Origin of the sequence: Bradyrhizobium sp. LB8.2, from assembly GCF_040548035.1 — a bacterium.
In the GTDB taxonomy this organism is placed as follows: Bacteria; Pseudomonadota; Alphaproteobacteria; order Rhizobiales; family Xanthobacteraceae; genus Bradyrhizobium.
In genome coordinates, this window is the sequence record NZ_JBEPQV010000026.1 from 54227 (window position 1) to 73759 (window position 19533).

At 64.6% G+C, this 19533-nt stretch carries 18 protein-coding genes; 4 read left to right on the plus strand and 14 right to left on the minus strand.

Annotated features, from left to right (window positions below; translation table 11 throughout):
* Positions 1 to 76 precede the first annotated feature (76 nt).
* A complete protein-coding gene (locus ABIB06_RS27205) occupies positions 77 to 862 on the minus strand; it encodes an ABC transporter permease (protein WP_247341370.1) in 786 nt (261 codons plus the stop codon).
* Complete coding sequence (locus ABIB06_RS27210; protein ID WP_247341368.1) at positions 862 to 1680, minus strand: ABC transporter ATP-binding protein; 819 nt, start codon at positions 1678 to 1680, stop codon at positions 862 to 864. The genes ABIB06_RS27205 and ABIB06_RS27210 overlap by 1 nt, the downstream gene beginning before the upstream one ends.
* A gap of 133 nt (positions 1681 to 1813) precedes the next feature.
* Between ABIB06_RS27210 and ABIB06_RS27215 the strand changes: the two genes are divergently transcribed.
* Together ABIB06_RS27215 and ABIB06_RS27220 are read left to right on the plus strand one after the other, a co-directional pair.
* Positions 1814 to 2596 (plus strand): ATP-binding cassette domain-containing protein, encoded by a 783-nt coding sequence (locus ABIB06_RS27215; RefSeq protein WP_247442349.1) that lies wholly within the window; start codon positions 1814 to 1816, stop codon positions 2594 to 2596.
* Positions 2593 to 4149, plus strand: coding sequence for a glycine betaine ABC transporter substrate-binding protein (locus ABIB06_RS27220; protein WP_247442352.1), 1557 nt, complete (start codon positions 2593 to 2595; stop codon positions 4147 to 4149). The genes ABIB06_RS27215 and ABIB06_RS27220 overlap by 4 nt, the downstream gene beginning before the upstream one ends.
* Positions 4150 to 4212: 63 nt before the next feature.
* Here ABIB06_RS27220 and ABIB06_RS27225 read toward each other — a convergent pair whose 3' ends face one another.
* Both ABIB06_RS27225 and ABIB06_RS27230 read right to left on the minus strand, forming a co-directional pair.
* Entirely contained in the window at positions 4213 to 5925 is a 1713-nt protein-coding gene (locus tag ABIB06_RS27225) for a sulfatase-like hydrolase/transferase (RefSeq protein WP_354051046.1), read from the minus strand.
* A 203-nt stretch (positions 5926 to 6128) separates the two neighbouring features.
* Positions 6129 to 6722 (minus strand): TetR/AcrR family transcriptional regulator, encoded by a 594-nt coding sequence (locus ABIB06_RS27230; RefSeq protein WP_354051044.1) that lies wholly within the window; start codon positions 6720 to 6722, stop codon positions 6129 to 6131.
* 187 nt (positions 6723 to 6909) lie between these two features.
* Between ABIB06_RS27230 and ABIB06_RS27235 the strand changes: the two genes are divergently transcribed.
* Complete coding sequence (locus ABIB06_RS27235; RefSeq protein ID WP_354051043.1) at positions 6910 to 7530, plus strand: hypothetical protein; 621 nt, start codon at positions 6910 to 6912, stop codon at positions 7528 to 7530.
* 7 nt (positions 7531 to 7537) lie between these two features.
* Here the strand turns inward: ABIB06_RS27235 and ABIB06_RS27240 are convergent, their stop codons facing one another.
* The 9 genes from ABIB06_RS27240 to miaA all read right to left on the minus strand — a co-directional run bounded on the left by ABIB06_RS27240 (position 7538) and on the right by miaA (position 16904).
* A complete protein-coding gene (locus ABIB06_RS27240; protein WP_354051041.1) occupies positions 7538 to 8389 on the minus strand; it encodes an SDR family oxidoreductase in 852 nt (283 codons plus the stop codon).
* A gap of 473 nt (positions 8390 to 8862) precedes the next feature.
* On the minus strand, positions 8863 to 9882 hold the full coding sequence (gene ilvC / locus ABIB06_RS27245) for a ketol-acid reductoisomerase (protein ID WP_247341352.1): 1020 nt from the start codon (positions 9880 to 9882) through the stop codon (positions 8863 to 8865).
* A gap of 161 nt (positions 9883 to 10043) precedes the next feature.
* Entirely contained in the window at positions 10044 to 10646 is a 603-nt protein-coding gene (locus tag ABIB06_RS27250; protein WP_247341349.1) for a LysE family translocator, read from the minus strand.
* A gap of 7 nt (positions 10647 to 10653) precedes the next feature.
* On the minus strand, positions 10654 to 11529 hold the full coding sequence (locus tag ABIB06_RS27255) for an EamA family transporter (protein ID WP_354051039.1): 876 nt from the start codon (positions 11527 to 11529) through the stop codon (positions 10654 to 10656).
* A gap of 65 nt (positions 11530 to 11594) precedes the next feature.
* Complete coding sequence (locus tag ABIB06_RS27260) at positions 11595 to 12284, minus strand: class I SAM-dependent methyltransferase (RefSeq protein ID WP_354051037.1); 690 nt, start codon at positions 12282 to 12284, stop codon at positions 11595 to 11597.
* Positions 12285 to 12287: 3 nt separating this feature from the next.
* Entirely contained in the window at positions 12288 to 12830 is a 543-nt protein-coding gene (ilvN, locus tag ABIB06_RS27265; protein WP_007613340.1) for an acetolactate synthase small subunit, read from the minus strand.
* A 23-nt stretch (positions 12831 to 12853) separates the two neighbouring features.
* A complete protein-coding gene (locus ABIB06_RS27270) occupies positions 12854 to 13837 on the minus strand; it encodes a threonine dehydratase (protein ID WP_354051034.1) in 984 nt (327 codons plus the stop codon).
* Between the two features lie 5 nt (positions 13838 to 13842).
* A complete protein-coding gene (locus tag ABIB06_RS27275) occupies positions 13843 to 15618 on the minus strand; it encodes an acetolactate synthase 3 large subunit (RefSeq protein WP_247341341.1) in 1776 nt (591 codons plus the stop codon).
* Positions 15619 to 15947: 329 nt separating this feature from the next.
* Entirely contained in the window at positions 15948 to 16904 is a 957-nt protein-coding gene (gene miaA, locus ABIB06_RS27280) for a tRNA (adenosine(37)-N6)-dimethylallyltransferase MiaA (protein ID WP_354051032.1), read from the minus strand.
* 11 nt (positions 16905 to 16915) lie between these two features.
* Here miaA and serB point away from each other — a divergent pair, with 11 nt between their 5' ends.
* Complete coding sequence (gene serB, locus ABIB06_RS27285) at positions 16916 to 17821, plus strand: phosphoserine phosphatase SerB (RefSeq protein WP_354051030.1); 906 nt, start codon at positions 16916 to 16918, stop codon at positions 17819 to 17821.
* 132 nt (positions 17822 to 17953) lie between these two features.
* Here serB and ABIB06_RS27290 read toward each other — a convergent pair whose 3' ends face one another.
* The gene (locus tag ABIB06_RS27290; protein WP_354051028.1) at positions 17954 to 19456 is read right to left on the minus strand and encodes a Do family serine endopeptidase; all 1503 of its coding nucleotides are present in this window, start codon (positions 19454 to 19456) and stop codon (positions 17954 to 17956) included.
* Positions 19457 to 19533 lie beyond the last annotated feature (77 nt).

The window sequence follows — 19533 nt, forward strand, 5'->3', positions numbered from 1 at the left end:
TGGGGGTATGACGCGCGGGCGCGCGTTCTATTCCGGCCGGCCCATCACATAAAAGTCAGCAGGCAATCGAGGTAGATTAGCCGCGCTCATCCACGGTCGGCCGCCAGACCAGCAGACGGCGCTCGACCAGCGTGACGCCAAAATCGATCAGGATGACGAAGGCCGACAGCACGAACATGCCGGCGAACACGCCGGCGACGTCGAATACGCCTTCAGCCTGCTGGATCAGATAGCCGAGCCCCGCCGCCGATCCCAGATATTCGCCGACGACCGCGCCGACCACGGCGAAGCCCACCGAAGTGTGCAGCGACGAGAACATCCACGACAGCGCCGACGGCCAATAGACGTGCTGCATCAACTGCCGCTCGCTCATGCCGAGCATGCGACCGTTGTCGAGCACGGTGCGGCTGACCTCCTTCACGCCCTGATAGACGTTGAAGAACACGATGAAGAACACCAGCGTCACGCCGAGCGCGACCTTGGACCAGATACCCAGCCCAAGCCACAGCGCGAAGATCGGCGCCAGCACGACGCGTGGCAACGCATTGACCATCTTCACGTACGGATCGAACACGGCGGCGACCAGCGGCTGGCGCGCGAACCAAAAGCCGACCAGCACGCCGCCGGCCGATCCGATCACGAAGGCCAGGATCGATTCCGTCAGCGTGATGCCGAGATGCCTCCAGATCACACCGGATGAGAACCACTTGACGATCTGGGCGAAGACATCGACCGGGTTGGAGAAGAAGAACGGCGGCAGCAGGATCTTGCCGAACACGGGCACGGTCGTCAGCAATTGCCACAGCACGAGGCAGACGATGGCGACCAGGATTTGCAGCGCAAGCAGCGTGACGCGCGACATCAGACCGCCTCCGCCGCTTGCGTGGACTGCGCATAGCCCTTCATGACCTCGTCCTTGAGCACGCTCCATATCTCGCGATGAAGCGCATGGAACTCCTTGTCCAGCCGGACTTCAAAAATGTCGCGCGGGCGCGGCAGGCTCACGCGCCAGTCGCCGATGATGCGGGAGGACGGCCCCGCCGACATGATCACGACGCGGTCGGCGAGCGCGATCGCCTCTTCCAGATCATGGGTGACGAACAGCACGGCCTTGCGGTCGGCGTTCCAGAGGTCGAGCAGGAGGTTGCCCATCACCTGTCGGGTCTGCGCATCCAGCGGCCCGAACGGCTCGTCCATCAGCAGGATCTTTGGATCGCGGATCAGCACCTGCGCGAGCGCCACGCGCTTGCGCTGGCCGCCCGAGAGCATATGCGGATAGCGGCCGGCGAAGGCGCCCAAGCCGACCGAGGTCAGCCATTTCTGCGCCCGCGGCAGCGCCTCGCTGCGCGGCGTGCCGCTGACTTCGAGCCCGATCGCGACGTTGTCCAGCGCGGTCTTCCATGGGAACAGCGCATCGGCCTGGAACAGATAGCCGGCATCCCGGTTCAGCCCGGCGAGCGGCTGGTTGAATATCTTGACGCTCCCGGCAGCCGGCTTCAGCAGCCCGGCCGCGACGTTGAGCAGCGTCGATTTCCCGCAACCGGTCGGGCCGACGATGGCGACGAACTCGCCCTGCGCGACCGTCAGATGCGCCTTCTCCACCGCCGTATAGACCCGCCCGTCCCCCAGCCGGAACGCGACCTTGGCATCTTCCAGCGCCACTGCCGTGGGCGTTGTCATGTATTCCCTCCGAACTTGGTCCGATGCCTTAGCCGCTCGCGCGGCCAAGTTCAATCAAGCCGCCAAGCGTGGTACGCATAGACCTCGTCATCCCCTCCCTCCCGGGTGGGTCAGCGCAGTGAGCCCCCGCCCGATGCCGTCCATGCCGATGATTCGCTATGCCCATGTCACCAAGAGCTTCGGCGCGCTCAAGGCCGTGGACGATGTGTCACTCGACATCGCCGAAGGCGAGTTTGTGGCCGTCGTCGGCGGCTCGGGTTCGGGCAAGACGACGCTGCTGCGGCTCGCCAACCGCCTGATCGAGGCGGATGGGGGCACGATCACGGTCGAGGGCGACGACGTGCAATCCGCCGATCCGGTCGCGCTTCGGCGCCGCATCGGCTACGTCTTCCAGAGCGGCGGGCTGTTCCCGCATCTGAGCGTCGCCGACAATATCGGGATCACGCCGAAGCTGCTCGGCGTGCCGGCGGGAGATATCGCAACGCGAGTTGATGAGTTGCTCGAACTCGTGCAGCTCGATCGGGCCGCGCATCGCGACCGGCTGCCGGACGCGCTTTCGGGCGGCCAGCGTCAGCGGGTCGGCGTGGCGCGGGCGCTTGCAGCACGGCCCCGCATCGTACTGATGGACGAGCCCTTCGGCGCGCTCGATCCTCTCACCCGCGATGCGCTCGGCGACGATTTTCGTGAGCTGCACCGCAGGCTCGGCCTGACCACCGTGATGATCACCCACGATATGACGGAAGCGATTTTGCTCGCCGACCGCATCGCGGTGATGCGCAGCGGAAAGCTGCTCGCGCAGGGCACGCCAGTGGAGCTCTCGAAAACCAGTGACGCCTACGTGCTGGAGCTGCTGCGGACGCCGCGACGCCAGGTCGAACGGCTGAACGCGCTGCTGCCACAGAGCGGTGCGGCATGAGCCTGTTGTCTGATCCGCGCTGGGGCGAGGCGCTGGCGCATTTGCCCGACTATCTCGGCAACCATGTGCGGGTGAGTTTGGCCGCGCTCGCGCTCGGCCTGATCGTCAGCCTGCCGCTGGCGATCCTGACGCGCAACCGCCCCACCCCGCGCGCTGTCCTGCTCGCGCTCGCCAGCATCGTGCAGACGGTGCCGGGGCTGGCACTGCTCGCGCTGTTCTATCCGCTACTGCTGCTTACGGCCTCCGTGACGCTGGCCTGGTTCGGCGTCTCATTCTCGGCGTTTGGCTTCCTGCCGGCGATGCTGGCGCTCGCGCTCTATTCGATGCTGCCGGTACTGCGCAATGGCATCACCGGCCTCAACGGCATCGATCCCGCGCTGATCGAGGCCGCGAAGGGCGTCGGCATGACCGCACGGCAGTCGCTGGTGATGGTCGAACTGCCGCTGGCCCTTCCGGTGATGATGGCGGGCATCCGTACCGCCGCAGTTTGGGTGATCGGCACCGCGACGCTGTCGACCCCGATCGGGCAGACCAGCCTCGGCAATTACATTTTTGCCGGGCTCCAGACCCAGAACTGGGTGTTCGTTCTGTTCGGCTGCTTTGCTTCGGCGCTGCTGGCGCTCGCAGTCGATCAACTGCTCGGTCTGATCGAGAGCGGCCTGCGCCGGCGCAGCCGCGCGCGTACAGCGCTTGGCGCGGCCGGGATCGCGGCACTGGTCGTCGCAACATTGGTACCGACGATGGGGCGCTCGTCGCAGAGCTATGTCGTCGGTGCCAAGACGTTCGCCGAGCAATACGTGCTATCGGCGTTGATGAGGGACCGGCTTCAGGCGGCCGGTCTTTCCGCCGTCTCACGATCCGGCCTCGGCTCAAGCGTGATATTCGAGGCGTTGAAAGCCGGCGATATTGATCTCTATGTCGATTATTCCGGCACGCTCTGGGCCAATCAGCTTCATCGCACGGACATCAAGCCGCGTGCGGAACTGTTGGCGGAGCTGAAAACAACGCTCGCGAAGGACAACATCACGCTGCTCGGCGAGCTCGGTTTCGAGAATGCCTATGCGCTGGTGATCCCGAAGAAGCGCGCCGAGGCACTTGGCATCCGCACCATCGCCGATCTCGCCGCGCATGCGTCGTCCCTGTCGATCGCCGGCGATTATGAATTTTTCTCGCGGCCCGAATGGGCGGCGCTGCAAAAGACCTATGGCCTCTCGTTCCGCGCCCAGCGCCAGATGCAGCCGGACTTCATGTATGCGGCCGTCGCCAGCGGCGAGGTCGATGTCATCGCGGGTTACACGAGCGACGGGCTGATCGCAAAATACGATCTCGTTGCGCTCGACGATCCCCGGCACGCGATCCCGCCCTACGATGCGATCCTGCTGCTGGCCCCGAAGCGCGCCGGCGACGAGCGGCTGCAGGCCGCGCTGAAGCCGCTGCTCGGCAAGATCGACATCGCGACCATGCGGGAAGCCAATTTGCGCGCCGCCGGCAATGACGCGAATTCGTCGCCGGATGCGGTGGCGAAGTGGCTGTGGGAGAAGGTGGGGAAGTAGGTTTTGCCGTATGTCCCGTCATCCCGAAAGCTTCACAAGCTCTCAGGATGACGGTGACGAAGACTACAGTCCCCGGATCATCCCCGCATCGATCAGCAGCCGGTTCAGCCGGCGCGCTTCGGCGCCGTCCTTGCAGCCGTAGAAGATCCCCTTGCAGCGGAGCATGATCTCCTTCTGCTCGGCGAAAGACGGATCGAGCGGGATGCCGGCGGCTTCCTGGATGACCAGCGGCAGATACGGGCCGTCGACCGTGTCCATCACGGCCTCGCTCTTCACCGGCTCGAAATTGACGGCGTCGATCGCGTAATAGGTCGCGTAGAGACGTGGGTCGTAGGCGTCGAGCTTCTTGCCGAGAGCACCTTCGTCGAGCCCGGGCTCGAGGATACCAGGCGCGAATTCCGGCTGGTGATCGCCGTAGCGCACGATCAGGAAGGGCTCGCCGGGGTAATTTTTCTTCAGGCCCGCGAGGAAAGCCTTGTACTGCTCGGCGCTCATCGCCTGCCGGCGCAGATATTCGTCGATCGACGGCATATTGCCCGGCGCGCGCCAGTTCGGCAGCAGATCGGGGCGGAAGCGCGTCTCCCAGGGGAAATGATTGGCACCGAGGTAGATGAAGGTGAACAGCGGCTTGTTCGGCGTCCGCTCACCCATCAGCCGGAGCGCGTTGTCGTAGAAGAAGCTATCCGGCTCGACATCCTTGGCGCCGAGATCCTTGGAGTCGAAGAATCGTTCGACGCCGGTCGTCAACTGAAAGCTGCGCGCGGCCATGAAGCCGCCATAGGCAGGATAGAGCGACATCGTGTCGTAGCCGCAGCGGCGCAGCGCCAGCGGCAGGCCGCGCTCGACACGGCCTGTCGCGATGCGCGTCACGAAATAGGCGAAGCGGCCGAACGAGCGCGAGGAAAGGCCCGCAAGCACGTTGTATTCGGTGAACCAGCTCGGCCCGCCATTGCTCTCGGCCAGAAATGTGCGCTCCTTGCCGTCCCAGGATTTGAAGTGACGGCCATAGCCTTGCGGCACCTTGATGCCCTGCGCGGCGCGGATGTCGAAGCTCGATTCATCATGGACCATGATGATGTTCGGCCGGCGGCCCGCGGGATGGCACGCATCGACCAGTGGCATGTTGAGCCGTTCGTTGGTCGAAGCAGCCGACTCCATGAAGCCGTATTGCGCGAAGTCGGAGACCGCGCTGACGCCGGAGCGGAAGAATTTCGAGAGATAGCCGTCGTCGTAATAGCCGCGCCAGGCCTCGTCCGGATGATAGAGCGAATAGCCGACCAGCGCGGCGAGGCAGCCGAGCATGGAGGCGAGCGCCGGCAGCCTGCGAATGCGGAACGGATCGAGCCACCACAGCGCATACATCAGCGGCAGCGTGACGAGACCCGCCAGGACCACCGACCAGCGCAAATTCGGGAAGATCGTGAACAGGAACGCCACCGTGTCGCGGTCGATCATCATCAGGTCGATGAAGTTGACCGTCATCTGTACGACATCGTGCTTCAGCCGTGACAGCAGCACCAGCACCACGACCATGGTCAGCGACAACGCACCCGACAGCGCCGGCCGCCGCAGCAGCGCGATCCAGAAGAAGTTGAGGATGCTCCAGGCCAGCACGAAGGAGAGCCGCGCGCCGAAATCCGTCTCGGTCTCGTACATCAGTGCGAGCGCGGCAAGATGGGGCGCCGCAACCGCGAGCAGCCGCCAGATGCCGAGCGCGGCGACACTCGCCAGCACGGCGGCCGCGGCAGAAGGACCTGGATTGGGCGCGGGCGGCATCGACGACACGCTAAACTTTAGTCCGGCGGGTGATGCCAAGCGTCTCGCGTTTGAAAAATCGCGAAGGCGTCCGACGCAGCCGGAAGCCTGCACCGTGTCACAAAACTGTAACGGAACGGTCAAGGACAAGCAACGCGCGCGGCGATCCGAGCTTTGCTTATTGTCAGTGAGCGGCGAAGCGCCGCACGGCCAACTCTATCTCCTCACTCTGAGGGCCGGCAGGCGCGCTGGGGTTTGGCAATCCCGGCGATGAACAGGTCGATGACCCCTTCCGCCATCCGCTCGATCTCGCCCTCCTCCACGCCCCAGCGCGGAAGGTGGCCGTCGAGATTCATCCTGGCAAAACCATAGACCAGGGCGCGGCCGGCGATCTGGATGCGCTTGAGGTCGGCCGACCGCAGCAGGCCCTGCTTTGCCGCCTCAATCAGTATTCCCTCGGTCAGCGCGATCAATTCGGCATTGTCGCGCGTCAGCTCCGCCGAGCTGCCATGGGCGAAATAGCGCCCGGTGGAGATGATCTCGAAATGCGCGGGATTGCGCCTCGCCCAGCGCACGTAGGCGAGGCCGAAGGCGCGGAAGCGGCCGAACGGGTCGGCGGCCGGTGCCTGGTCAAGCGCCACCTCGATCTCGGCACGGAAGCGCCGCTGCGCCTCCTCAGCCACCGCTGACATGAGCGCGTCGCGGTTGGGGAAGTGCCGGAACGGCGCGCCCGGCGAAACCGCGGCCCGGCGTGCGGCCTCGCGCACCGAGATTTCGGCCCCCTCCGCCGCCAATTGCAGCGCAGCGTCGATCAACACGCGGCGGAGATCGCCGTGGTGATAGGGCCGGACTTCAGAGGTGTTACGGCGAGCGCGCGGCTTGGCCGGCTGTCGGGCAGGCATGGAGCTTCCTAGCATCACCCGAACGTGAATGTAAGCAGCGATTACACCATTGACCGCGCAGCCAAGCCATATGTAATCGGTGATTACATATGGAGCAAATCGCATGTCACAACGCCAAAACTGGTTTGAAGGCTGGCGGCTGCTTGCCGTCCTCGCATTGAGCCTGATCGCACTCAGCCTGTGGATTGCCTCGATGCGGCAGTTCGAGGTCGAGGGCGCGCGGATGGTGATCCGTTTCACGGCAAGAAGCTCGCTCCTGCTGTTCTGCCTTGCCTTCAGTGCCGCGGCACTGGCACGGCTGTGGCCCAGCGCCTGGACGCGCTGGCAGTGGCGCAACCGGCGCTATCTGGGCCTGAGCTTCGCCACCTCCCACGCCATCCACGCGGTTGCGATCGTCGCGTTCGCCAGGATGGATCCGGCAAGCTTTGCCGAGGCCACCTCGGCGGCCTCCTACATCTTCGGCGGCATCGGCTATGCCGCCATCATCGCCATGAGCGCGACTTCGTTCGACCGCACCGCCGCGCTGCTCGGGCCGCACGCCTGGCGCGCGCTGCACCTTACGGGCGGATACTATCTCTGGTTCCAGTTCGTGGTGTCGTTCGGCAAGCGCGTGCCGGCGATGCCGCTCTATGCCGCGTTTCTCATTCCGCTGATCGCCGTGATGACGCTGCGCCTGGTCGCGATGGCCGCTCGGCCGCGCGGACGAACGGCCGAGGCGAACTGAACGTCGGTCAGCCCTGTGGAAGCAGCCCGAGACGCTTGGCGATGATGCGGTCGACCACGCGCTTGGGCAGCGTGGCCGTCATCAAATGTCGCATCCAGTCCGGCGTGATCTGGTAGCGAACCTTGGGTCTCTCAGTCGTGAGCGCCTCGAAAACGACCTCGGCGATCCGCTCGGCCGGCAGCCCCGTCTCGCCGAGCTTCATCATGAACGCCTTGACCTTGTTCAGCGCCGGCAGATAAGGCGAGTTCTGGTAGACGGAGAGATCGATCTGCTCGGCCTTGCTCCAGATCGGCGTCTTGACCGCGCCGGGGGCGACGATGATGACGTCGATGCCGAACAGCATCAGCTCGCGGCGCAGGCTTTCCGATAGCCCCTCGATGGCGTGCTTGGAGGTACAGTAGGGCGCCGACAGCGGATTGCCGTTCTTGCCCGCGACCGAGCTGATCATCACGATCCGTCCCTTCGGCCCCTTCAGCGACAGGTCGGCACCGAGCAGCGGCCCGAAAGCCTGCGTCGCGATCACAGGGCCGATCACGTTGATGTCCATCTGCCGGCGGAAGTCGTCGACCGACAGTTCGAGCACGGGACCGGCGACCGCGACACCGGCATTGTTGACCAGACCGGCCAGCGTCTCGCCGCCCAGCACCTCGCGTACTTCTCGTGCGGCGGCCAGCACGGCAGCCTCATCGGTGACATCGAACAGCAGCGGGGTGAAGTTCGCGCCAAACTCACCCTTGAGCCGGTCGGCGTCGCCCTGCTTGCGGACGCTGCCGAAGACGCGATAGCCGCGCCCGATCAGCAATTTTGCAGTGGCCCAGCCAATGCCGGTGGACGCGCCGGTGACGACGACGGATCGCATGGTCTTTCCCCCATCAGTTGCCGCGATCATGTAGGACAAAGGCGTCAGTGCGCAATGCCGCCAACGCTCAAGGGGGCGCCGCAGGTGTCAGTTCTTAGGATGAAGCGGCGCGCGAACGTCGCGGCGCGAGGTTGATTGCGCCTTGAAAATGCGGATGAAGAGCCGAATCCTTGCCCTTGAAGACGCTGGTCTTTCAGTGATCGCTAGCTTCTGAAACATTCTGAAAAACCGCGCGAGACCAAGAATGTGGTTTAAGCGTCAGTTCTTCGCGCTCAGGGAGTACTTCAGCTCGCGAAGAATTTGAATGAAGCAGCAATGCTTCGCGCGAGACGAAAAGAGCGAGACCGCTGTATGCGATCCCGCTCAGATATAGTCGCGAACATTTAAGAATTGGTTTGGCGGGCGAAGCTTGTGTTTTCGTTTCCGTATCCCGACGCGGCGCAACCAATACGCCGCGTCGGGACGACGGCGACTTAGTTCTTCGACTTGTCGACCAGCGCGCCCTTCTTGATCCAGGGCATCATGTCGCGCAGCTTGGCGCCGACTTCCTCGATCGGGTGCTCGGCGAGCTTGGCGCGGGTCGCCTTGAACGAGGTCTGGTTGACCTTGTTCTCGAGCATCCAGTCGCGGGCGAACTTGCCGCCCTGGATGTCGGCGAGAACGCGCTTCATCTCGGCCTTGGTCTCGGCGGTGACGATGCGCGGGCCGGTGACGTACTCGCCATACTCCGCGGTGTTGGAGATCGAGTAGTTCATGTTGGCGATGCCGCCCTCATAGATCAGGTCGACGATCAGCTTCACCTCGTGCAGGCACTCGAAATAGGCCATCTCCGGCGCGTAGCCGGCCTCGACCAGCGTCTCGTAGCCGCCCTTGATCAGCTCGACCAGGCCGCCGCAGAGCACGACCTGCTCGCCGAACAGGTCGGTCTCGCACTCTTCCTTGAAGGTGGTCTCGATGATGCCGGCGCGCCCGCCGCCGACGGCGGAGGCGTAGGACAGGCCGAGGTCGTGGGCGTTACCCGAGACGTCCTTGGCGATCGCGATCAAGCAGGGCACGCCGCCGCCGCGCTGATACTCCGAGCGCACGGTGTGGCCGGGGCCCTTGGGCGCGATCATCAGCACGTCGAGATCGGCGCGCGGATCGAGCAGATTGAAGTGGACGTTGAGACCGTGCGCAAACACGAGGGCGGCGCCCTTCTTCATGTTGTCGTGCAGGTGCTCGCGATAGATGTCGCCCTGGAGCTCGTCCGGGGTCAGCATCATGACGAGGTCGGCCCATTTGGCGGCCTCGGCGACTTCCATCACCTTGAAGCCGGCGGCTTCCGCCTTCTTGGCCGAGGCCGAATCCTTACGGAGCGCAATCGTCACTTCCTTGACGCCGGAGTCCTTCAGGTTGAGCGCATGGGCGTGGCCCTGGCTGCCGTAGCCGACGATGACGACCTTCTTGCCCTTGATCAGGTTCAGGTCGGCGTCGCGATCGTAATAAACACGCATGGTCGTTTCCTCATTCAGGGGCCGGAATCGGCCGTTGGTCAGATCTCGTCAGTCAGGTCTTGTCATTCAGGTCTTGGACGCTGAAATTTGCGGATTTCGGAGGCTGTCTAGAGCATTTTCAGCCCACTGGGAAACCCGATTCTGCATGGAAATCCGCGACATCATGCATCCATGAAAACGGGGTAGAGAGACGTCAGCAGCAGGATCGCCATCAGGATATTGAAGGCGCGGACCAGCCGCTCGGAGGTCAGGACCGGCCGCAATGCCGTGCCGAAAAAGGCCCAGACCACGGTCGAGACCGTGCCCACGAGCAGACTGATCAGGGTCTGGATCGCGATGTTGAGCGGGAATTGGGCGATGGCCGCATAGGCGGTGATGGTGCCGATCACGATCACCCAGCCCTTGGCATTGATCCACTGGAACATGGCGGCGCCCCAGAAGGTCATCGGACCGCGGGCGCTCCCTTCGCCCGGCTTGACCGCGCCGGAGAAGGCGATGACCGCGGCCAGGTAAATCAGATAAGCGGCGCCGGCATATTTCAGGATGGTCTGAAGAATGGGATAGGCCAGGAATACCGTGCCGAGACCGAGGCCGACTGCACCGACCATGAAGGCAAAGCCGATGGTGATGCCGGCGATGTGCGGGATGGTGCGACGGAAGCCGTAGGTCAGTCCCGACGACAGCAGCATGATGTTGTTCGGCCCCGGCGTGAAGAACATCACGAGGGCAAAGATGATGAAGGCGTAGAGCAGCGACTGAGACATGTTCACCTCACGCGACCTTGGCCAGCGCCTGCGGGCGCCGCGCCAGCACCATCACCGCGATGCCACCGACCACGGTCAGCATGCCGGCAAGCCGCAACGGGCCGAACTTCTCGCCGAACACGATGCTCGACGCGGCCGAGCCGACGAACGGCACCAGAAGCGCGAACGGTACCACTTGCGCCGCGGGATAATCACGCAGCAACCGGCCCCACAGCCAATAGGCGATGCTGGTGGAGATGGCGCCGATCACCAGCAGGCAAATGAGGCCGGTGAGCGACATGTGGATCAGCGACTGCCAGGTCGGCGCCGGTCCGTTGACCACCAGCGTGAGCGCGAACAGCGGCATCGCGGTGGCGAGGCACAACCAGGCGAACAGATCGAACATCGGCACGCCGCGAGCACCGCGTAACAGGATATTGCCGATCGCAAAACTGACCGGTGCGATCATCAGCACGGCGAAGGCACCGACGCTGAAATCATAACCAACGGTGCCGCAGATCATCAGGAGACCGACGGCTGCGATGACGATGCCCAGCGTCTGCGCCGGCGTCGGCCGCTCGCCGAATGCGATCGCGGCAAGGCCGATCGTGAACAGTGCCTGGCTCTGCACGACGACGCTGGTCAACCCCACCGGCACGCCATGGGCGATGCCGTAGGCCTGGCTCAGAAACTGGCCGAGAAAGAGCGTGAAGCTGATGGCGATCAGGAGCGACCAGGCAATCTTCGGCTTGCGAATGAACAGGCACGGCACCGCGGCAATCGTGAAGCGCATCGCCGTCATAAGCTCCGGCGAAAATTCGTCGAGCGCAATCCGGCTCGCCACGAAGGCAAGCCCCCAGATGATCGCCACCAGGATGGCGATGAGGATGTCGGCCGGCTTCATTGTTGTTCCCGGTTCTGCCTTGTCGTGCAGCCCTGTTGTTGTCGTCTAGTCTTGCTCGCCGGCCTTTACGTGGAAGAATTGGGTTTCCGCAGCAGATAAGTGCCGTGCATCGGGGCGTGGTAATCGGCCGAGACCACCGTGAAGCCGACATCGGTCAGCATCCGCTCCATGACCCAGCCAAAGGTGGAATATTCGTCGCGCATGTGGGTGACGACGCTGTCACGCGAGACATCGTGGTTCTTGATCTCAAAGTCGGCCCATTGCTCGACGTCGCGCTCGACGGTATCGGGCATCGAGGCGTAGACGATGTCGCGCAAATAGAAGGTCGCACCGGGCTTGAGCGCGCGATAGATCCGCGACATCGCCACCGCCTTCCAGAAATCCGGCAGATGGTGCAGCGTGAACTCGCTGACGATCAGGTCATAGGATTCCGGCCGGTAGGCAAAGCTGAGCAGGCCGGCAGACTGTGTGCGCACGGGGGCCTTGCGGTCGCGTGCGTAGATCTCGGCGAGCGCCAGCATCGCGGGCGAGATGTCGATGGCGTCGACCTCGGCACCCAACAGCGCCGCCTCGGTCGCGAGCACGCCGTTGCCACATCCGATGTCGGCGATGCGCCAGCCGCGTTGGACCCCGAGCATTTTCAGCGCGGCGCGCGCTCGCAGATCGGCGTCGTCGTGGCTGTCGTAGATCGAGGCCACGGCGGGCCCGATGCCCATCCGGTTCCGCTCGTTATAGTACCAGTCGCGCGCCAGCATGGTTCACATCCCTTCGGGCCCGCGGCCGATCGCGGCAACGCCGGTGCGCGACACTTCGACGAGGCCAAGCGGACGCATCAGGTCGATAAACTGATTGATCTTGTCGGTATTGCCTGTGATCTCGAACACAAAGCTCTCGGTGGTGGCGTCGATCACGCGGGCGCGGAACGCATCCGCCAGCCGCAGCGCCTCGACGCGATGCTCGCCCTGCCCTCGCACCTTCACCATCGCCAGCTCGCGCTCGATCGAGCGTTTCGTCAGCGTCATGTCGACGACGCGATAGACGGGGATCATGCGATCGAGCTGATGCTTGATCTGCTCGATCACCATCGGCGTGCCGGTGGTGACGATGGTGATGCGCGAGAGATGCTTCTGGCTCTCGGTCTCCGAGACGGTGAGGCTCTCGATGTTGTAGCCGCGCCCCGAGAACAGGCCGATGACGCGCGCGAGCACGCCGGGCTCATTCTGCACGAGCACCGAGAGCGTGTGCGTCTCGTTCGGATCGTGGCGCTCCTCGATGAAATAGGCGGATGCGGGTTGGTTCATTGTCGTCCCCTCTATTCTCGTCGTTACGCCGTCGCCCGAAGGGCGACCGGCGCATCCGTCCCGACCCAATCGCGGAACAGATCGAAATCGATATTGCCGCCGGACAGCACGAGTCCGACGCGCTTGCCCGACAGTTTCGTCTTTTCCTGAAGTGCCGCGGCGAGCGCGGCGGCGCCGGCGCCTTCGGCGAGATTGTGCGTGTCGGTCCAGTAGGCGCGGATCGCGGCGGCGACCTCGTCGTCGGTGACCTCTACGATATGTGAAGCGCCCTTGCGGATGATGGCGAGCGCTTCCGGATCGGGAATCCGCGTCGCCATGCCGTCCGCGAGCGTGTTGCTGGTCTCGGTCGTCACGACGTGGCCTGCCGCAAACGACAACGCGTAGGACGGCGCCTCCGTCGATTGCACGCCAACGATCTCGGTCTTCAAGCCCAGCAAATCTCGCGCCATGATGCAGCCGCAGATGCCCGAGCCCTGCCCGATCGGCACATAGAGGATGTCGAGATCCGGTGCAGTCCTGAACAGTTCGAGCGCATAGGTCGCCACACCCAGAACAAGGTCCGTATGGAACGACGGCACCATGTGTAATCCGGCGAACTGCGCACGGCGGCCGGCCTCCTCACGCGCAGCTTGAAAGTCCTCGCCATGTTCGACGAGCTCGGCGCCAAACATCTGCATCGCGCGGTTCTTCTCGACCGAATTGCCGCGCGGCACGTAAATCACCGCAGGCACGCCGTGACGGCTTGCCGCGAACGCGAGGCTCTGGCCGTGGTTGCCGCGCGTCGCCGAGATGATGCCCGGAATGTTCGGCCGCTCGCGCTTCAGACGTTCGAGATAGACCAGCCCGCCGCGCACCTTGAAGGCGCCGATCGGCGTGTGGTTCTCATGCTTGACCACGACCTGTGTGCCGAGCCGCTCGGCGAGCAGCGGCCAGGCGTACGCCGGCGTCGCCGGCACCGCCTGCCCCACGATCGCATGTGCGCGTTCGAGCTCCTTCAGGTCGAACATCGCGCTCACACCAGCGCCTTGCCGCCGGCGAACGCCTTTGCGGTGGCTTCGTCGTTGGCCTGCTCCGGCAACAGCATCTCGTTATGCGCCTTGCCGGAGGGAATCATCGGGAAGCAGTTTTCCAGCGCCGCGACGCGGCAGTCGAACAGCACCGGGCGCTTGACCGAGATCATCTCCTGGATGGCGCCGTCGAGATCGCCGGGCTTGTGCACTTGGAAGCCGACGCCGCCATAGGCCTCCGCGAGCTTGACGAAATCCGGCAGCGCCTCCGAGTAGGAATGCGACAGCCGGTTGCCGTGGAGCAGCTGCTGCCACTGCCGCACCATGCCCATGTACTGGTTGTTCAGGATGAAGATCTTGATCGGCAACTCGTACTGCACCGCCGTCGACATCTCCTGCATCGTCATCTGCACCGAGGCATCGCCCGCGATGTCGATGACGAGGCTGTCGGGATGGGCCACCTGCACGCCGACCGCGGCCGGCAGGCCGTAGCCCATGGTGCCGAGACCGCCCGAGGTCATCCAGCGATGCGGCTCCTCGAAACCGAAGAACTGCGCGGCCCACATCTGGTGCTGGCCGACCTCGGTGGTGATGTAGGTGTCCTTGCCGCGCGTCGCCTCGAACAGGCTCTGGATCGCGTGCTGCGGCAGGATGACGTCGTTGCTCTTTCTAAAATAGAGCGAGTTGCGGGCGCGCCACTGCGCGATCTGCTGCCACCACGCCTTGACGTCGGGCTTCTTCGCCTCCGCCTTGAACACCTGGAGGATGTCGCCGAGGATGTTGCCGCAGTCGCCGATGATCGGCACGTCGACGCGGATGTTCTTGTTGATCGAGGACGGGTCGATGTCGATGTGGATCTTCTTCGACCCCGGCGAGAACGCATCGACGCGGCCGGTGATGCGGTCGTCGAAGCGCGCACCGACGCACAGCATGACGTCGCAATCATGCATGGTCATGTTGGCTTCGTAGGTGCCGTGCATGCCGAGCATGCCGAGCCAGCTCTTGCCCGACGCGGGATACGCGCCGAGACCCATCAGCGTGGAGGTGATCGGAAAGCCGGTGACCTCGACCAGCTCGCGCAGCAGCCTGGTCGCCTCGGGGCCGGAATTGATGACGCCGCCGCCGCTGTAGATCACGGGGCGCTTGGCATTGGCGAGCAGCGCCACGGCCTTGCGAATCTGCGTCGCATCGCCCTTCACGCGCGGCGCGTAGGAGCGATGCACGTCGGACTTGCGCGGCGGATGATAGGTGCCGGTCGCGAACTGCACGTCCTTGGGGACGTCGACGAGCACCGGGCCCGGTCGCCCCGTAGTCGCAACGTAGAACGCCTCGTGCAGCACCTTGGCGAGATCGTTGACATCGCGCACCAGCCAGTTGTGTTTGGTGCAGGGGCGCGTGATGCCGACGGTGTCGCATTCCTGGAATGCGTCATTGCCGATCAGATGCGTCGGCACCTGGCCGGAGATGCAGACCAGCGGGATCGAGTCCATCAGCGCATCCGTCAGCGGCGTCACCATGTTGGTGGCGCCGGGGCCGGAGGTCACCAGCGCGACGCCCGGCTTGCCGGTCGAACGCGCATAGCCTTCGGCGGCGTGGCCCGCGCCCTGCTCGTGGCGGACCAGGATGTGCTGGACCTCGCTCTGCTGGAAGATCTCGTCGTAGATCGGAAGCACGGCGCCGCCTGGATAGCCGAAAATGTCGGTCACGCCATGATCGATGAGCGCGCGGACGATCATCGCGGCGCCGGTCATCTGGTTCGGATCGTGGCTCTTGTCGCTCATTGGCTTGCTCCGGATGCGCTGTTGTCAGCGGCTTCGTTCGTGTCGGGTTCGGGAAATAAAAAAGGCCCCAAAGAGGGCCCCATGCACACCGCCTGTCATGTGGATGGCAGCTAGCCACCCCCGGCGGTGTGCCTGGGTACGACGGCGATAAGAAGTTTGGTAATAATGTTACGCATGGCAGTGCCCAGCTTCCCAAAGGTTGCGCAAAACATAGCGACCAACGCCCCGATGTCAAGGCAATGTGGCCGTTCCCGCGCGATTTAGGCAGTGTAGCGGCGTTCCCGGAGTTCGGCGAGCGGTAAATATGGGAGCCGAGGCACAAAAGCACGTCAGCCTGAGTCCCGTGCCGCGTTCACGATCGCCGCGAGCCAGCCCCTTGCCTCCTCCGGCTTGACCCACTCGAACTCCGGCAATTGGTGCCGGAACCAGGTGAACTGCCGCTTGGCGTAATGGCGGGTGTCGGCGCGGCCGATTGTGGCCGCTTGCTCCAGGCTGAGCTCACCGCGCAAATGCCGGATCAGGGCCGGCACGCCGTGAGCCTTCATCGCCGGCAGCAGCGGATCGAGGTTTCGGGCGGCGAGACGCTCAACCTCCTTCAGTGCGCCGGCCTCTAACATGGCGTCGAAGCGGGCGTCGATGCGGGCGTAGAGCTCGTCGCGCTCGGGCGCGAGGAACACCGCGCGAAAACTGTCCCTGGGCAAGAGCGGCGGCTGGCCCTCATGGTGCCAGTCCAGTAGCGAACGGCCGGTGGCTTCTACCACTTCGAGCGCGCGCGCAATGCGCGTGCGGTCGCGCAGGTTCAATCGCTCGGCCGCCCGCGGATCGCGACGCGCGAGTTCCGCGTGCAGCGCCTCGACGCCGTTCCGCTCCAGCCGCGCCCGAACGTCCTCGCGTAGCTCGGCAGGGATCGGCGGTACCACGGAAAGGCCCGCCGTCAGCGCCTTGAAATACAACCCGGTGCCGCCGATGAAGATCGGCTGGCGGCCTTCGGCTTTCGCCTCTTCGAGCGCCTTCGCCGCGTCGCTCACCCAGGCACCGGCCGAAAAATTGACGGCCGCATCGACGTGGCCGTACAGGCGATGAGGCACCCGCGCCTCATCGCCCTGTGTCGGGCGCGCGGTGATGATACGGAGGTCGCGGTAGACCTGCATGGAATCGGCATTGATGACGACGCCGCCCGTGCTGAGCGCAAGCTCGAGCGCCAGCGCCGACTTGCCGCTGGCGGTCGGGCCTGCGATAAGCACGGCCTTGCCAACATGCCTTCTGCCGACTTGCCCCTCGCTCACGAAAACCTCAAATGTCCCTCGTCGCCACGCTGATCTGCAACCCGAATAATCCCGCGCTCGACTCTACCATCGTCGACGGCGCCCGCGCCGTGCTGCCACAGGCGGCTCCCGCGCAATGGCTGTTCGACGGGGTTGCAGTCGACATCCCCTTCGGCGCCGACAGTAACCTCGAAGGCGACCGTCACGCCATCGAACAGCGGTTGCGCGAGCTTCGCGGCGACCTTCCCATCGACATCGTCGTGCAGCCAGTCGGCTTCCGGCGCAAGAAGCTTTTTCTCGCCGACATGGATTCCACCATGATCGGGCAGGAGTGCATCGACGAACTCGCCGATCTTGTCGGGATGAAGACCCACGTGGCCGCCATTACCGAGCGCGCGATGCGCGGCGAGATCGAGTTCGAGCCGGCGCTGCGCGAGCGCGTTGCGCTGCTCAAGGACCTCCCCGCCAGTGCCGTCGACGAGGTGCTGGCCAAGCGCATCACGCTGACGCCGGGCGGCCGCGAACTGGTCGCGACCATGCGCTCCCACGGCGCCTATGCCTGCCTCGTCTCCGGTGGCTTCACGCTGTTCACCCGTGCGGTCGCTGCCAAGATCGGCTTCCAGGAGAACCGCGCCAACGAGCTCGTCGTCCGCGACGGCAAGTTCACCGGCGAGGTGAAGGAGCCGATCTTGGGGCGCGCTGCAAAGCTCGCGACGCTGGTGGATTTGATGGAGTCGTTCGATCTCGACGACATCGACTCGGTCGTCGTCGGCGACGGGGCCAACGATCTCGCGATGATCCAGGCGGCGGGGCTGGGCGTGGCGTATCATGCCAAGCCGTCGGTTGCGGCCGCGGCCGCGGCGCGGATCGATCACGGCGATCTCACCGCGCTGCTGTATGCGCAGGGGTATCGGCGCGACGAGTTCGTGGGGGCGTAGCGTCCTCTCCGCCGTTGTCGCCCGCCTTGTGCGCAATTGCGCACTGGGCCGGGTGATCCAGAGTTCCAGAGACCGCGAGGATGGAACCGAGAAGCCGCGGCATGACAGTGAGTTTGTGGTAGGCCGTTCTTCCTACTGCACGCTCAGCGCGACAAACCGCAGCTCGCCGTCGGCATTCGACACCAACAGCAGCACCGACTTCTTGCCGTCCTTCTTGAGCTGGTCGACCCGCTTCTGGATGTCGGCTCCGTTTGACACCGCCTCCTGCGCCACCTCGACGATGACATCGCCGGCGGAGAGCCGCTTTTCCGCAGCGTCCGAATTGGCGTCGACATTGGTGACGACTACGCCCTTGACGGTGTCCTTGATCTTGTAGCGCGTGCGCAGATCCTTGCTCAGCGCCGCGAGATCGAGGCCGAGCGCCTTCTGCGTCACAGTCTTTTCAGGCGCGGGCTCATCGGTCTTCACCGCGGCCTGTACCTTGTCGGGATCCTGCAACCGGCCGAGCGTGACCTTCTTGGTCTCTTCCTGGCCCTTGCGAATGATGATGACGTCGACCTCCTTGCCGACCGCCGTGTCGGCGACGACGCGGGAGAGATCCTTGGGGTCCTTGACGTCCTTGCCGTCGAACTTGATGACGACGTCGCCGGGCTCGATGCCGGCCGGTTTGGCCGGGCCCTTGTCGTCAACGCCGGCAACCAGCGCTCCGCGCGGCGGCTTGATGTTGAGGCTCTCGGCGATCTCGTCGGTGACGCTCTGGATGCGGACGCCCAGCCAGCCGCGGCGCAATTCGCCGAACTGACGGAGCTGGTCGACGACACCCGCGACCGTCTTGGACGGTACGGCGAAGCCGATGCCGATCGAGCCGCCGGACGGCGAGATGATCAGCGTGTTGACGCCGATGACGTCGCCATCGAGGTTGAACAGCGGACCGCCGGAATTGCCGCGGTTGATGGAGGCGTCGGTCTGAATGTAGCTGTCGTAGGGACCTGAGGAGATGTCGCGGTTCTTCGCCGAGACGATACCGGCCGTCACGGTGCCGCCGAGGCTGAAAGGATTGCCGATCGCGACGACCCAGTCGCCGAGGCGCAGCTTGTCGGAATCGCCGAACTTCACCGACACCAGCGGCTTCGGCGGCTTGAACTTCAGCACGGCAAGGTCGGTCTTCTTGTCGACGCCGACCAGCTCGGCCTTGATCTTGGTACCGTCGTTGAGGATGACGCTGATCTCGTCGGCGTCCGCGATGACGTGGTTGTTGGTGACGACGACGCCTGATGTGTCGATGATGAAGCCGCTGCCGAGCGAGTTGGTCTTGCGCGGCGCCGGGCTGTTCTCGCCGCCCTTGCTGCCGCCGCCGGGACCCTTGCGATTCTTGAAGAAGTCGTCGAAGAACTCCTCGAAGGGCGAGCCGGGCGGCAGTTGCGGCATGGCGTTGCTGCCGCCGCCGCCACCTTTGGCGTCGACGGTCTGCGAGGTCGAGATGTTGACGACCGCGTCGATCACCTTCTCGGCAACGTCGGCGATGCCGTCCGGTCCGCGCGCAGAGGCCGGTGTGCCGAATGCGCTGAAAGCGCCAACGGCGAGCGCGGCCAGCCCTAAGCGCAAACGGGTCGGGGCAATGATGGCAGCGGTCATTGTGATCTCCAGGAAATGCGGATTCGGCGTCAAGACTGCGCTTGATCGGGGGGACGGCGCAAGCGCGGACCTTAACG

Excerpts from the sequence above, each read along its gene's own strand:
- ABIB06_RS27290 (WP_354051028.1), bottom strand. The coding sequence starts at position 19,456 with ATGACCGCTGCCATCATTGCCCCGACCCGTTTGCGCTTAGGGCTGGCC.
- ABIB06_RS27255 (WP_354051039.1), bottom strand. The coding sequence starts at position 11,529 with ATGAAGCCGGCCGACATCCTCATCGCCATCCTGGTGGCGATCATCTGG.
- ABIB06_RS27205 (WP_247341370.1), bottom strand. The coding sequence starts at position 862 with ATGTCGCGCGTCACGCTGCTTGCGCTGCAAATCCTGGTCGCCATCGTC.
- ABIB06_RS27235 (WP_354051043.1), top strand. The coding sequence starts at position 6,910 with ATGTCACAACGCCAAAACTGGTTTGAAGGCTGGCGGCTGCTTGCCGTC.
- ABIB06_RS27210 (WP_247341368.1), bottom strand. The coding sequence starts at position 1,680 with ATGACAACGCCCACGGCAGTGGCGCTGGAAGATGCCAAGGTCGCGTTC.
- ABIB06_RS27275 (WP_247341341.1), bottom strand. The coding sequence starts at position 15,618 with ATGAGCGACAAGAGCCACGATCCGAACCAGATGACCGGCGCCGCGATG.
- ABIB06_RS27260 (WP_354051037.1), bottom strand. The coding sequence starts at position 12,284 with ATGCTGGCGCGCGACTGGTACTATAACGAGCGGAACCGGATGGGCATC.
- ABIB06_RS27250 (WP_247341349.1), bottom strand. The coding sequence starts at position 10,646 with ATGTCTCAGTCGCTGCTCTACGCCTTCATCATCTTTGCCCTCGTGATG.
- ilvN (WP_007613340.1), bottom strand. The coding sequence starts at position 12,830 with ATGAACCAACCCGCATCCGCCTATTTCATCGAGGAGCGCCACGATCCG.
- serB (WP_354051030.1), top strand. The coding sequence starts at position 16,916 with ATGTCCCTCGTCGCCACGCTGATCTGCAACCCGAATAATCCCGCGCTC.
- ABIB06_RS27240 (WP_354051041.1), bottom strand. The coding sequence starts at position 8,389 with ATGCGATCCGTCGTCGTCACCGGCGCGTCCACCGGCATTGGCTGGGCC.
- ABIB06_RS27225 (WP_354051046.1), bottom strand. The coding sequence starts at position 5,925 with ATGCCGCCCGCGCCCAATCCAGGTCCTTCTGCCGCGGCCGCCGTGCTG.
- ABIB06_RS27270 (WP_354051034.1), bottom strand. The coding sequence starts at position 13,837 with ATGTTCGACCTGAAGGAGCTCGAACGCGCACATGCGATCGTGGGGCAG.
- ilvC (WP_247341352.1), bottom strand. The coding sequence starts at position 9,882 with ATGCGTGTTTATTACGATCGCGACGCCGACCTGAACCTGATCAAGGGC.
- ABIB06_RS27220 (WP_247442352.1), top strand. The coding sequence starts at position 2,593 with ATGAGCCTGTTGTCTGATCCGCGCTGGGGCGAGGCGCTGGCGCATTTG.
- ABIB06_RS27215 (WP_247442349.1), top strand. The coding sequence starts at position 1,814 with ATGCCGTCCATGCCGATGATTCGCTATGCCCATGTCACCAAGAGCTTC.